The following is a 12,968-nucleotide window of genomic DNA, read 5'->3' as shown; positions in this document are numbered from 1 at the left end:
AATTCGTAGGGTGGGTTAGCGAAGCGTAACCCACCACGTTCGCAACGATACTCGACAGAAGTGGTGGGTTACGCCTTCGGCTAACCCACCCTACGCACCGCGCAAGGATTGAGAGGTCCGCCATGAATTTCGACGACACCCCGCAGGAAGCCGCGTTCCGCGAGACCGCGCGCAAATGGATCGAGGCCAATGCGCCGAAGGAATTGCAGGCCGAGCTGTCAAAGTCCTCGCTCGGCCGCATCCGCCTTGCCAATCGCGACATCGTCGATGTCGGCAAGGCCTGGCAGAAGAAGAAGTTCGAGGGCAATTGGGCCTGCCTGCACTGGCCGAAGGAGTATGGCGGCCGCGGCGCGACGCCGATCGAAAAGGTGATCTGGCAGCAGGAGGAGGGCGTCTACGGCAAGCTGACGCAGCCGTTCCAGATCGGCGAGGGCATGTGCGGCCCGACCGTGATGGCGTTCGGCAGCGAGGAGGCCAAGCGCCGTTACTTGCCGAAGCTCGCATCGGGCGAGGAGATCTGGTGCCAGCTGTTCTCCGAACCGTCTGCCGGCTCCGACGTCGCAGGGCTTCGCACCCGCGCGGAGAAGAGGGGCGACGTTTGGGTCGTCAACGGCCAGAAGATCTGGACCTCGGGCGCCCATTATTCCGACTACGGCCTTCTGATCGCGCGCACCGATCCCAACGTGCCCAAGCACAAGGGTCTCACGATGTTCTTCCTGGACATGAAGAGCCCCGGCGTCGAGGTGCGTCCGATCAAGCAGGCCAACGGCATGCAGGAGTTCAACGAGGTCTATTTCACCGATGTCGTGATCCCCGACAGCCAGCGGCTGGGCGCCGTCGGCGACGGCTGGAACGTCTCGCTGACCACGCTGATGAACGAGCGCATGTCGATCGGTGCGCGGCTCGCGACCGGCGTGCCCGAGATGTTCGAGCTCTGCTCGAACCTGATGCTGGAGGATGGCCTCGCCATCGACGATCCCGCCGTGCGCTCGAAGCTTGCGAGCTGGGCGGCCAAGTCGAACGGCCTGAAATACACCAGCTACCGCACAATCTCGGCGCTGTCGAAGGGCGAGCGGCCGGGCCCGGAGAATTCGATCGGCAAGCTGGTCTCGGGCATGATGCTGCAGGACATCGCGACTTACGCCATGGACCTGCAGGGCGCGGCCGGTGTTCTCACCGGAAATGACGAGGAAACGGCCCAGGGCCAATTCCAGCAGATGCTGCTGTCCTCGCCCTCGATGCGCATCGCCGGCGGCACCGATGAGATCCTGCGCAACATCATCGCCGAGCGCGTGCTCGGCCTGCCGGGCGACATCCGCGTCGACAAGGACGTGCCGTACAACAAGATCCCGACCAAGGGGCGGTGATCGCGCGCGCTGAGCATGCACCAAGGGTGGGCAAAGGCGCAAAGCGCCGTGCCCACCCTTGCGTGTTGCTCACTCCACCCCGATCGTCGTCAGATCCTGGAACCAGTGCTGCGCCTGCACGAACTGCTTGATCTTCGGTGACAGCGCGTGCGGGTTGGTATCGTGGACGACCCACACCAGCGTGGCATCGTCCACAATCAGCGCGTGCGCCTGCGCCAGCAATTGGTCCTGCTTGGTGCTGTCGAACGTCTGCTTGGCCTCGTCGATCAGCGCGTCGACCTTGGGGTTCTTGTAGCCGCCCCAATTGACGCCAACCGGCGCGATCTGGCCCGAATGGAAGAAGCGGACGATGGCGTAGAGCGGATCCGAGGTGACATAGGCGATGTTGTTGGAGGTGATGCCGGCGTTCATCTCGTCGGCGGCGCCCTTGCGCCAATGCGTATAGAGCGTCTCCAGCTCGACCACCTTGAAGTCGATCTCGATGCCGATCTCCTTGAAGCTCTGCTGCAGGAATTCGTTCATCGGCAGTGACAGCATCTGGCCGGTGCCGCCTTGCGCGATGATGAAGGTGGTCTTCAGCGGCTTTGCTTTGGAATAGCCCGCTTCCTCCACCAGCTTCTTGGCGGCGGCGAGATCATATTTCAGCTCGAAGCTGGGCTTGCCGAACCACGGGCTCGACGGGTCGACCTGGCCCTTGGCGGGCTTGGCGAGGCCGTTCATCAGCCCGACGACTTCGTCGCGGTTGATCGCAAGATTCAGCGCCTTGCGCAGGCGGATGTCGGTCCAGGGCGAGCCCGGCAGCACGCTGAGGTGATAATTCCACACATGCGGCGTGACGTTGTCGACCAGCTTCATGCCCGCCGCCTTCAGCTGCGGCACGGCATCCGGGGCCGGCGTCTCGATCAGGTCGACCTGGCCGGCGAGCAGCGCATTGGTGCGCGTCAGCGCTTCCGGCATCGGCACCAGCACGATCTTGTCGGCCTTGGGAATGCGCTTCTTGTTCCAGTAGTCCGAATTTTTGCTGAGCTCGGCGAGCTCGCGCGGCACCAGCTTCGTCAGCTTGAACGGGCCGGTTCCGGAGGGCTGGCTGGCGAACTTGTCCCAATCCTTCCCGAGCTTCTCATATTGCGCCGGGCTCGAGACCAGGAACCACAGCATCTGATAGGGGAAGAAGGAATCCACCGTCTTGGTGGTGATCTCCACGGTGAAGTCGTCGATCTTGGCGTAGCTGGCGACGGAGGGAAGGCGGGTCTTGACCTGCGCGCTCTGCCGCTTGTCGAATTGCGGCGCCTTGTCGTTGAGCACCTTGTCGAGATTCCAGATCACCGCATCGGCGTTGAAATCGCTGCCGTCGTGAAACTTCACGCCCTTGCGCAGGGCGAAGCGCCACTTCGTCTTGTCGGCGTCGTCCACCTTCCATTCGGTGGCGAGGCCCGGCACCAGCTTGCCGGGGCGGTCGGCGACGTCCATTTCCCAGGCCACCAGCGGATCGTAGATCGTATAGGCCGTGAACTGATAGGCGCCGGCGCCACGATCTGGCTGGCCAGTGGTGAGTGGAATATCCGCCATCGAGATGCCGTAACGCACCACCGTTTCGGCGTGCGCCGTGATTACGGACACCGCCAATGCAAGCACGGCGAGACAGGTCGATAGACGAATACGCATGGCCCAAAGCTCCAGGGGGGATCTGGAACCAAACCTGCAATCTTGATGCCAGAATAGGCAGCGCGCCGATTTCGCCCGTGCGTCATCACAAGGACTTGTCGTCGCAGGGGCAATTCGCAGAAAAAGTTTTCCCTTGGCATAGCCATTGCATACGATTGCATCAAAATTAATCATCGGAAGCCGGAAAGGGACTGAGGCGATGTTTATCAAGAACAACAACACACGGGCGGCGCTGATCGCGCTGTTGGCGCTTGGCAGCGCAGCCGCATGGCCGCGGGTGGCGGCTGCCGAAACTGTGCTGCGCATCGGCATGACTGCTGCCGATATTCCGCGCACGCTCGGCCAGCCCGATCAAGGTTTCGAGGGCAACCGCTTCACCGGCCTCACCATGTACGATGCGCTGACCAGCTGGGACCTGTCCTCTGCCGACAAGGCGAGCGTGGTGATCCCCGGCCTTGCCACCGAATGGAAGGTCGACGATGCCGACAAGACCAAATGGGTCTTCAAGCTGCGCCCCGGCGTCACCTTCCATGACGGCTCGCCGTTCAACGCCGACGCGGTGGTGTGGAACGTCGAGAAGGTGCTGAAGCAGGATGCGCCGCAATTCGACGCCAGCCAGGTCGGCGTCACGGCCTCGCGCATGCCGACGCTGGCCTCCGCGAAGAAGATCGACGACATGACCGTCGAGCTCACCACCAAGGAGCCCGACAGCTTCCTGCCGATCAACCTCACCAATCTGTTCATGGCAAGCCCGGCGAAGTGGCAGTCCTTCTACGACAAAGCCGAAGGCGCCGACGCCAAGGCGAAGTCGCAAGCCGCATGGACCGCCTTCGCCAGGAGCGCCTCGGGCACCGGCCCGTGGAAGATGGCGAGCTTTACGCCGCGCGAGCGGCTCGAGCTGGTCAAGAACCCGGACTATTGGAACAAGGCGCGCGTGCCCAAGGTCGACAAGATGGTGCTGCTGCCGATGCCGGAAGCCAACGCGCGCACCGCGGCACTGCTGTCCGGCCAGGTCGATTGGGTCGAGGCGCCGGCACCGGACGCGCTGCCCGAGCTCAAGCAGCGCGGCTTCAAGCTCTACTCCAACGAGCAGCCGCACGTCTGGCCGTGGCAGTTCTCCCGCGTCGAGGGCTCGCCCTGGAACGACATCCGGGTGCGCAAGGCCGCGAACCTCTGCGTCGACCGCGAAGGCCTCAGGGACGGTCTGCTCGCGGGGCTGATGGTGCCGGCGTCCGGCACCTTCGAGCCCGGCCATCCCTGGCGCGGCAATCCCACCTTCCAGATCAAGTACGACAAGGCGGCTGCGCAAAAGTTGATGCAGGAGGCCGGCTACGGTCCCAACAAGAAACTGACCGTGAAGACGCAGACGTCCGCGTCCGGCTCGGGCCAGATGCAGCCCTTGCCGATGAACGAGTATCTCCAGCAGGCGCTGGCCGAATGCTATTTCGACGTCCAGCTCGACGTCATCGAATGGAATACGCTGTTCACCAACTGGCGCCGCGGCGCCAAGGATCCCAGCGCCAACGGCTCGCACGCGACCAACGTCACCTACGCGGCGATGGACCCGTTCTTCGCGCTGGTGCGCTTCCTGCAGTCGGGCATGGCGCCGCCGGTCTCGAACAATTGGGGCTTCATCAACAACCCCAAATTCGACGAGCTGGTGAAGAAGGCGCGCCAGACCTTCGATCCCGCCGCGCGCGACGCCGCACTCGCTGAATTGCACGCAGCCTCCGTCGATGACGCCGCCTTCCTCTACGTCGCCCACGACGTCGGCCCGCGCGCCATGAGCCCGAAGGTGACAGGCGTCGTACAACCGAAGAGCTGGTTCATCGACTTCTCGCCGGTGTCGATCGCGCAGTAATTCGCGCCACACGCACAGTGCACCCTCTCCCCTTGCGGGAGAGGGTGGCTTCGCGGATAGCGAAGCCGGGTGAGGGGTCTCTCTCCGCGAGTGATCCTTCCTCCATTTGATAATGCTGTAACCGCGGACAGAACCCCTCATCCGGCGCTTGCGCGCCACCTTCTCCCGCAAGGGGAGAAGGAAGAAAGAAGACCAGTGCTCGCCTATACCGCCAGACGCATTGTCTACGTCGTCCCGATCGTCATCAGCGTGGCGCTGGTGTGTTTCCTGCTCGTGCACATCACGCCGGGCGATCCGCTGGTCGCCGTGCTGCCGGCCGATGCGTCGCAGGAGCTCGCCGCGCAGCTGCGCGCCGCCTATGGCTTCGACCGGCCGCTGCCGGTGCAGTTCGGCCTGTGGCTGCTGCGTGCCCTTCATGGCGATCTCGGCAATTCCATCGCGACGGGGCGTCCGGTGCTGGCCGAGGTCATGCGCGCGGTCGGCAACACCGTCACGCTCGCGATTGCCGCCGCCATCATCGGCTTCACCATGGGCGTCCTGCTTGGCCTGATCGCCGGCTATTTCCGCGAGACCTGGATCGACAAGGTCGCGACCTCCTTTGCCATCGCCGGCGTCTCGGTGCCGCATTACTGGCTCGGCATGCTGCTCGTCATCATTTTCTCGGTCCAGCTGAACTGGCTGCCGGCGGTCGGCGCCGGCCCCAGCGGCTCCAACTCCTGGGCCTGGGATTGGGCGCACCTCAAATATCTCGTGCTGCCCGCGATCACGACGTCGGTGATCCCGATGGGCATCGTCACCCGCACGGTCCGCGCGCTCACTGGCGACATTCTCTCGCAGGACTTCGTCGAGGCTTTGCGTGCAAAGGGCCTGCGCGAAACCGGCGTGTTCCGCCACGTCATCAAGAATGCCGCGCCCACCGCGCTCGCGGTGATGGGGCTTCAGCTCGGCTACATGCTCGGCGGCTCGATCCTGATCGAGACCGTGTTCTCCTGGCCTGGCTCGGGCTTCCTGCTCAACTCGGCGATCTTCCAGCGTGACCTGCCGCTGCTGCAGGGCACGATCCTGATCCTGGCGCTGTTCTTCGTCTTCCTCAATCTCCTGGTCGACATCGCCCAAGCCGCGATCGACCCGCGCATCAAGCGGGGCTAGCCGATGAGCGAGCTCCCGTTGTCCGCCACCGCCGATGCCGCGCTGCAGGCCGCGCCCGCGACCAAGGCGCGTGGTTATTGGGCGACCGTCGGTCGGCGCATCATGCGCGACAAGGTCAGCATGGCCTGCGCGCTGGTGCTGCTGCTGATCTTCCTCTCCGCGATCCTCGCGCCGTGGCTCGGTCTCGAAGACCCCTACAAGGGTTCGATGATCCGGCGCCTCCGCCACATCGGCACCACAGGCTATCCGCTCGGCACCGACGAGCTCGGCCGCGACATGCTGGCCCGGCTGATCTATGGCGGGCGCCTGTCGCTGGTCATCGGCATCCTGCCCGTGATCCTGGCCTTCTGCATCGGCACCTCGCTCGGCATCATTGCCGGCTATGTCGGTGGCAAGCTCAACACCGCGATCATGCGCACGGTGGACGTGTTCTACGCCTTCCCGTCGGTGCTGCTGGCGATCGCGATCTCCGGCGCGCTCGGCGCCGGCATCCTCAACTCCATCGTGGCGCTGACCATCGTGTTCGTGCCGCAGATCACCCGCGTCGCCGAGAGCGTCACCACCGGCGTGCGCAACATGGACTTCGTCGAGGCCGCCCGTGCCTCCGGCGCGGGCGCCTTCACCATCATGCGCGTCCATATCCTCGGCAACGTGCTCGGCGCGATCTTCGTCTATGCCACCAGTCTGATCTCGGTCTCGATGATCCTGGCGGCCGGTCTGTCCTTCCTCGGCCTCGGCACCAAGCCGCCGGAGCCGGAATGGGGCCTGATGCTGAACACGCTGCGCACCGCGATCTACGTCAATCCCTGGGTCGCAGCCTTGCCGGGCGCGATGATCTTCGCGGTCTCGATCTGCTTCAATCTGCTCTCGGACGGCCTGCGTAGCGCCATGGACATCAGGAACTAGGCCATGAGCGAAACCAACACCTCCGTCGAAATGCTGGAGCCGGTCGAGGACCGCGGTGGGCTCGCGCAGCCGCTGCTGCAGGTCAACGGCCTGACCAAGCATTTCCCGGTGCGCGGCGGCCTGTTCGCCGCCAAGCGCACCGTGCGTGCCGTCGACAATGTCTCCTTCTCCGTCGCCAAGGGCGAGACGGTCGGCATCGTCGGCGAGTCCGGCTGCGGCAAGTCCACGACCGCGCGGCTGCTGATGCACCTGATGCCGCGCGATGACGGCGACATCATCTATGACGGCATGACCGTCGGCCAGTCGCTGAGCTTGCGCGAGCTGCGCCGCGGCATGCAGATGGTGTTCCAGGATTCCTACGCCTCGCTCAACCCGCGCCTGACGATCGAGGAATCCGTCGCCTTCGGTCCAAAGGTCCATGGCATGGCCGATGGCGCGGCGCGCAACCTGGCGCGAGAGCTGCTCGGCAAGGTCGGCCTGCGCCCGGAAAACTTCGCCAACCGCTATCCGCACGAGATCTCCGGCGGCCAGCGCCAGCGCGTCAACATCGCCCGTGCGCTGGCGCTGTCGCCGCGGCTGGTGATCCTGGACGAAGCCGTCTCGGCGCTCGACAAATCCGTCGAGGCGCAGGTGCTCAACCTGCTCGCCGATCTCAAGCGCGAATTCGGCCTCACCTATCTCTTCATCAGCCACGACCTCAACGTGGTGCGCTACATCTCGGACCGCGTGCTGGTGATGTATCTTGGCGAAGTCGTCGAGCTCGGCCCGGTCGACCAGGTCTGGGACAGCCCGGCGCATCCCTACACCCGGGCGCTGCTCGCCGCGATGCCGTCTTCGGATCCCGACAAGCGCACCGAGACGCCGCCGATCACGGGCGATCCGCCCAATCCGATCGATCCGCCCCCCGGCTGCCGCTTCCACACCCGCTGCCCGTTTGCGGAGCCGCTCTGCGCAAATGCGACACCAAAGCTCACCGCGCTGGATAATATGGGTCACGAGGCCGCGTGCTACATGGCGATACCGGGTTCAGGCCACAGCCGCGCCCCCAGGGGAGAAACCGCATGACGAGACCGACACCGAAAGAGATCAAGCCGATCGCGCATATCGCCGGCGTCCCCGTGGACGACGAGATCGCAACCCGCATCTCCAACGCCATCGGCCCCGCCTTCGAAGGCTTCGCCGCGATCGCCGGCACGCTGCCGTTCGATCTGGAGCCCGCAACTTACGTGCTCGCGCAGACGCAGAAGGTGTCCAAATGAGCCGTGAGCCCGCTCTGATGACGCTCACCGAGGTCGCGCGCGCGATCGCGATGAAGCAGGTGTCCTCGCACGAGGCGACGCGTGCGCTGCTGCAGCGCATCGCGCAGTGGCAGCCGCATCTCAACGCCTTCATGTCGATCGAGGCCGAGGCTGCATTGAAAGCGGCGGATGCCGCCGATGCCGAGCTCGCCAAGGGCAATGTCCGCGGTCCCCTGCATGGCGTCCCGCTCGCGCACAAGGACATGTACTACGATGCCGGCCACGTCGCGACCTGCGGCTCGCTGATCCGCCGCGACTTCGTGCCGAACGTCACGTCCACCGCCTTGCAGCGGCTCAAGGACGCCGGCCAGGTCCGGCTCGGCACGCTGCATCTCGCCGAGTTCGCCTATGGCCCGACCGGGCACAACGCTCATTACGGTCCGGTGCGCAATCCCTGGAACGTCGCCCATATCACCGGCGGCTCCTCGTCGGGCTCCGGCTCGGCGGTTGCCGCGCGCCTGACCTATGCGGCGCTCGGCTCGGACACCGGCGGCTCGATCCGCATGCCCGCGCATTTCTGTGGCGTCACGGGGCTCAAGACCACGGTCGGCCGCGTCAGCCGCGCCGGCGCAATGCCGCTGTCGCAATCGCTCGACACCGTCGGCCCGCTGGCCCGCACCGCCGAGGATTGCGCGCTCTTGCTGGCGCTGATGGCCGGGCCCGATCCCGCCGATTCGACCTGCAGCCACGAGCCGCTCGCGGACTACGTCGCAGCCACCAAGGCTTCGCTGAGGGGTCTCAAGATCGGCGTGCCCGCCTCGTTCTATGTCGACGATCTCGACAGCGAGGTCGCGCGCGTGCTGGACGAGACCATCGCGGTGCTCAAGCGCGAGGGCGCCGACATCGTCAAGGTCGAGCTGCCGGACCAGCGGCAATTGTCCTCGGCCAGCCAGCTCGTGCTCGCCGCGGAAGCTGCCGCCTTCCACAAGCGCTGGATGATCGAGCGTCCGCAGGACTATGGCCCGCAAGTCCTGATGCGGCTTCAGAACGGCCTCGCCGTTCCCGCCATCACCTATCTCGAGGCGATGCGTTGGCGCGGGCCGGCGCTCGCGGCCCACAATGCCGCGACCGCAGGCGTCGATGCGGTGATCGCGCCGGCGTCCCCGGTGCCGGCGCCGACGATCGAGGAGAGCGACGTCGGCGGCGGCCCGAACGCGCCGGCGCTGTTGCAGCGGCTGACGCTGTTCACCCGCCCGGTGAATTTCCTGGGCTTGCCGTCACTGACCATTCCTTCGGGCTTCACCACGACCGGCCTGCCGGTCGGCATGCAGCTGATCGGCCGCTCCTTCGACGAAGCCACCCTGCTGACCATTGGCGCCGCGTTCCAGCGCATCACCGACTATCACGACCGATTGCCGAAGCTGCCGTCATGACAAACCTCGTCGAGATCTCAGGCCTCAACATCCGCTTCACCGGCGAGCGCACGGTCTATGCCGTGAACGATCTCAGTCTCTCGCTCGGCAATAGCGAGGTGCTCGGCCTGCTCGGCGAATCCGGTTCGGGCAAGAGCGTGACCTTGCGTGCCTTGATGCGGCTGTTGCCAAAGAAGCGCACGCAGATTTCGGGCACGGTCAACGTCATGGGACAGGACGTGCTAGCCATGAACGACGAGCAGCTGTCGTCGTTCCGCGGCCAGACCGTCTCGATGATCTTCCAGGAGCCGGCGCTTGCGCTCGATCCGGTCTACACGATCGGCGCGCAGATCGCCGAAAGCGTGGTGCGCCACGAAGGCAAGAGCTTTGCAGAAGGGCGCGCACGGGCGCTGGAGATGCTCGAGGTCGTGCGCATTCCCTCGGCCAAGCGCCGGCTGGATGCCTATCCGCACGAAATGTCCGGCGGCATGCGCCAGCGCGCGATGATCGCGCTTGCGCTCGCCTGCCGGCCGAAAATCCTGCTCGCGGACGAGCCGACCACGGCGCTCGATGCGACCGTGCAGATCCAGATCCTGCTGCTGCTGCGCGAGCTGCAGCGCGAGTTCGGCATGTCCGTCATCTTCGTCACCCACGACATCGGCGTCGCCATCGAGATCTGCGATCGCGTCGCGGTGATGTATGCCGGTCAGATCGTGGAGCAGGGGACCTTGCGCGACATCGTCCGCTCGCCGGTGCATCCCTATGCCAAGGGCCTGCTCGCCTCCACCATCCACGGCGCCAAGCGCGGACAGCGGCTGGAGACCATCCCCGGCACGCCGCCGTCGCTGGCCGAGAAGCCGCACAATTGCTCCTTCGCTCCCCGCTGCAAGCTCGCCGAGCCGCGCTGCCTGGAGCAATTGCCCGGGAATGTCGCGGTCGGGCCGGGTCGGGCGGCCAGATGCGTCCTGGCGGAGCCGGCCACCGTGCTGTCATAGTTTGGATGAATTGAGCCGGGCTGAGCGAGCCTCCAGCATTCACACCCCATTCATTCCGGTTCCCGTTCCATGGCGCCGTTCACGGAGAGGAACCTCACGGATGTACATTTCCAACGAAGGCCTGCTCGTCATCCTATTCGTCGGTCTCGTCGCCGGTTGGCTCGCCGGCAAGATCGTGCGGGGCGCCGGGTTCGGCCTGATCGGCGACATCGTGATCGGCATCTGCGGTGCGCTGGTGGCGAGCCTTCTGTTTCCAAAGCTCGGCATTCGCCTCGGCACCGGCTTGATCTCCCAGATTGTCTATTCTGCCATCGGAGCGGTCATCCTGCTGCTGGTGGTACGCCTAGTGCGCGGCGGGGGCCGGCTCTAGCCTCTGCATTCGGCTGAGCGGAACTTGAGCCGCGTTTTTCGCGGAAGCGGCTGAAAGCCTGCAAGAAAAAGCCGCAAGCCTGTGGAATTCCGGACTTGCGCGGAAGGCTATCGGGGGTAGATGTGGCCCATGAGGCCTCGGATTAAATTCGACCGCGTCGGACGGCCGGAAAACAGATGTTAATCCAAGGCGAGTACTCCTTGAATCGCCTTTGAAATCAGGGCTTTGCCCGTTAGCCGAAAGAGATCAGACTGATGGCAGCCATCCCTGGCGTCCGCCGTTCGGAGCTCGGTGACGCCTTGCGCGCTTGTCGCACGGCCTTCATCGGCGTCGGCCTGATGAGCTGCATGATCAACCTGCTCTATCTGACCGGGTCGATCTTCATGCTGGAGGTCTATGACCGGGTGCTGCCGAGCCGCAGCATCCCCACCCTGGTCGGCCTGATCATCCTCGCCAGCTTCCTCTACATGGCGCAGGGCGTGCTGGACATGATCCGCAACCGCATCCTGGGGCGGATCGGCACCGCGCTCGACGAGGCCCTCAATAAGCGCGTGTTCGACACCATCGTGCGCCTGCCGCTGCTGGTCGGCAGCCGCAACGAGGGCCTGCAGCCGCTGCGCGATCTCGACAATGTCCGCTCCTTCCTCGGCAGCATGGGCCCGAGCGCGTTCTTCGACCTGCCTTGGCTGCCGCTCTATCTCGCCATCTGCTTCGCCTTCCATGTCCTGATCGGCGTCACCGCGCTGGTCGGCGCCATCATCCTGGTCGGGCTGACGCTGGTGACCGAGTTCATGTCCCGCCAGCCGGCGAAGGAGGCGATGGGCCTCGCCGCCCAGCGCAACGATCTCGCCCAGGCCAGCCGCCGCAACGCCGAAGTGATGGTGTCGATGGGGATGGCCGGCCGGATGAACCAGCGCTGGAGCGAGGCCAACGAAAAATACCTCGCCGGCAATCAGCGGGCGAGCGACGTCGCCGGTGGTCTCGGCGCGGTCGCAAAGGTGCTGCGGATGATGCTGCAATCGGCCGTGCTCGCGGTCGGCGCCTATCTCGTCATCCACCAGGAGGCGACGGCCGGCATCATCATCGCCGGCTCGATCCTGTCCGCCCGCGCGCTCGCGCCGGTCGATCTCGCCATCGCGCATTGGAAATCCTTCGTCGCGGCGCGCCAGAGCTGGCAGCGTCTGACGCGCCTGTTGGAGCAGATGCCGGCGCAGGCGATGCCGACCCAGCTGCAGGCGCCGACCAGCCGGCTCTCGGTCGAGGGCGTCGCCATGGTGCCGCCCGGCGATCAGCGTCTCGTGGTGCAGGATGTCACCTTCGCGCTCGCCGCCGGCAACGGCCTCGGCGTGATCGGCCCGAGTGGTTCCGGCAAGTCGTCGCTGATCCGCGCGCTGGTCGGGGTCTGGCAGCCGGTGCGCGGCAAGGTGCGGCTCGACGGCGCGGCGCTCGATCAATGGACGAGCGACGCGCTCGGCCGCCATATCGGCTATCTGCCGCAGGACGTCGAATTGTTCGGCGGCACCATCGCGCAGAACATCAGCCGGTTCGATCCCGAGGCCACCTCCGAGGCGATCATCGCCGCGGCCAAGGAGGCCGGCGTGCACGAGATGATCATCAAGATGCGCGAGGGCTACAACACCCAAGTCGGCGAGCAGGGCGCCGCGCTTTCCGCAGGTCAGGCCCAGCGCGTGGCGCTGGCGCGCGCGCTCTACGGCAGCCCCTTCCTGATCGTGCTCGACGAGCCCAATTCCAATCTCGACACCGAAGGCGACGAGGCGCTGACCCGCGCCGTCCGCTCGGCGCGCGAGCGCGGTGCCATCGTCGTCGTGGTGGCGCACCGCCCGATCGGCGTCGAGGCGGTCGACCAGATCCTGGTGCTGCGCGACGGCCGCATGCAGGCCTTCGGCCCCAAGGAGCAGGTGCTCGCCCAGGTGCTGCAGCCGCGCGTGACGCCGCCAGCGCCGATCAAGATCGTCAGCGAAGGCGGAGTGGCCAAACCATGAGC

The 12,968-nt window shown here is 65.6% G+C and carries 11 protein-coding genes; 10 read left to right on the top strand and 1 reads right to left on the bottom strand.

Annotated elements, in window-relative coordinates:
* Positions 1-122 precede the first annotated feature (122 nt).
* A complete protein-coding gene (locus tag I6F24_RS14745; protein ID WP_035997043.1) occupies positions 123-1,367 on the top strand; it encodes an acyl-CoA dehydrogenase in 1,245 nt (414 codons plus the stop codon).
* A gap of 69 nt (positions 1,368-1,436) precedes the next feature.
* Here I6F24_RS14745 and I6F24_RS14740 read toward each other — a convergent pair whose 3' ends face one another.
* Entirely contained in the window at positions 1,437-3,032 is a 1,596-nt protein-coding gene (locus I6F24_RS14740) for an ABC transporter substrate-binding protein (protein ID WP_225149376.1), read from the bottom strand.
* 199 nt (positions 3,033-3,231) lie between these two features.
* Here I6F24_RS14740 and I6F24_RS14735 point away from each other — a divergent pair, with 199 nt between their 5' ends.
* From I6F24_RS14735 to I6F24_RS14695, 9 genes are all read left to right on the top strand, one after another.
* On the top strand, positions 3,232-4,893 hold the full coding sequence (locus I6F24_RS14735) for an ABC transporter substrate-binding protein (protein WP_225140813.1): 1,662 nt from the start codon (positions 3,232-3,234) through the stop codon (positions 4,891-4,893).
* A 195-nt stretch (positions 4,894-5,088) separates the two neighbouring features.
* Positions 5,089-6,042, top strand: coding sequence for an ABC transporter permease (locus I6F24_RS14730; protein WP_057028344.1), 954 nt, complete (start codon positions 5,089-5,091; stop codon positions 6,040-6,042).
* A 3-nt stretch (positions 6,043-6,045) separates the two neighbouring features.
* The gene (locus I6F24_RS14725; protein WP_057028343.1) at positions 6,046-6,948 is read left to right on the top strand and encodes an ABC transporter permease; all 903 of its coding nucleotides are present in this window, start codon (positions 6,046-6,048) and stop codon (positions 6,946-6,948) included.
* 3 nt (positions 6,949-6,951) lie between these two features.
* A complete protein-coding gene (locus tag I6F24_RS14720) occupies positions 6,952-8,013 on the top strand; it encodes an ABC transporter ATP-binding protein (RefSeq protein ID WP_192893058.1) in 1,062 nt (353 codons plus the stop codon).
* On the top strand, positions 8,010-8,207 hold the full coding sequence (locus I6F24_RS14715) for a hypothetical protein (RefSeq protein ID WP_109142275.1): 198 nt from the start codon (positions 8,010-8,012) through the stop codon (positions 8,205-8,207). Before I6F24_RS14720 ends, I6F24_RS14715 begins: the two co-directional genes overlap by 4 nt.
* Positions 8,204-9,619 carry an amidase gene (locus I6F24_RS14710; RefSeq protein WP_225149375.1) on the top strand — a complete coding sequence of 472 codons (1,416 nt, stop codon included), beginning with the start codon at positions 8,204-8,206 and terminating at the stop codon, positions 9,617-9,619. The genes I6F24_RS14715 and I6F24_RS14710 overlap by 4 nt, the downstream gene beginning before the upstream one ends.
* The gene (locus I6F24_RS14705; protein ID WP_036020911.1) at positions 9,616-10,593 is read left to right on the top strand and encodes an ABC transporter ATP-binding protein; all 978 of its coding nucleotides are present in this window, start codon (positions 9,616-9,618) and stop codon (positions 10,591-10,593) included. The genes I6F24_RS14710 and I6F24_RS14705 overlap by 4 nt, the downstream gene beginning before the upstream one ends.
* 100 nt (positions 10,594-10,693) lie before the next feature.
* Positions 10,694-10,963 carry a GlsB/YeaQ/YmgE family stress response membrane protein gene (locus I6F24_RS14700; protein WP_035997080.1) on the top strand — a complete coding sequence of 90 codons (270 nt, stop codon included), beginning with the start codon at positions 10,694-10,696 and terminating at the stop codon, positions 10,961-10,963.
* A gap of 254 nt (positions 10,964-11,217) precedes the next feature.
* On the top strand, positions 11,218-12,966 hold the full coding sequence (locus I6F24_RS14695; RefSeq protein ID WP_225149374.1) for a type I secretion system permease/ATPase: 1,749 nt from the start codon (positions 11,218-11,220) through the stop codon (positions 12,964-12,966).
* The last annotated feature ends 2 nt before the right edge of the window (positions 12,967-12,968 follow it).

The organism is Bradyrhizobium sp. BRP23, from assembly GCF_020194135.1.
In the GTDB taxonomy this organism is placed as follows: domain Bacteria; phylum Pseudomonadota; class Alphaproteobacteria; order Rhizobiales; family Xanthobacteraceae; genus Bradyrhizobium; species Bradyrhizobium yuanmingense.
The sequence above is the reverse complement of the archived record's forward strand: the minus strand, read 5'-3'. Positions and strand labels throughout refer to the sequence as shown.

Bases quoted from the DNA above. Each gene is read 5' to 3' on its own strand.
- I6F24_RS14740 (WP_225149376.1), bottom strand. From the start codon at position 3,032: ATGCGTATTCGTCTATCGACCTGTCTCGCCGTGCTTGCATTGGCGGTG.
- I6F24_RS14720 (WP_192893058.1), top strand. From the start codon at position 6,952: ATGAGCGAAACCAACACCTCCGTCGAAATGCTGGAGCCGGTCGAGGAC.
- I6F24_RS14745 (WP_035997043.1), top strand. From the start codon at position 123: ATGAATTTCGACGACACCCCGCAGGAAGCCGCGTTCCGCGAGACCGCG.
- I6F24_RS14725 (WP_057028343.1), top strand. From the start codon at position 6,046: ATGAGCGAGCTCCCGTTGTCCGCCACCGCCGATGCCGCGCTGCAGGCC.
- I6F24_RS14715 (WP_109142275.1), top strand. From the start codon at position 8,010: ATGACGAGACCGACACCGAAAGAGATCAAGCCGATCGCGCATATCGCC.
- I6F24_RS14735 (WP_225140813.1), top strand. From the start codon at position 3,232: ATGTTTATCAAGAACAACAACACACGGGCGGCGCTGATCGCGCTGTTG.
- I6F24_RS14705 (WP_036020911.1), top strand. From the start codon at position 9,616: ATGACAAACCTCGTCGAGATCTCAGGCCTCAACATCCGCTTCACCGGC.
- I6F24_RS14695 (WP_225149374.1), top strand. From the start codon at position 11,218: ATGGCAGCCATCCCTGGCGTCCGCCGTTCGGAGCTCGGTGACGCCTTG.
- I6F24_RS14710 (WP_225149375.1), top strand. From the start codon at position 8,204: ATGAGCCGTGAGCCCGCTCTGATGACGCTCACCGAGGTCGCGCGCGCG.
- I6F24_RS14700 (WP_035997080.1), top strand. From the start codon at position 10,694: ATGTACATTTCCAACGAAGGCCTGCTCGTCATCCTATTCGTCGGTCTC.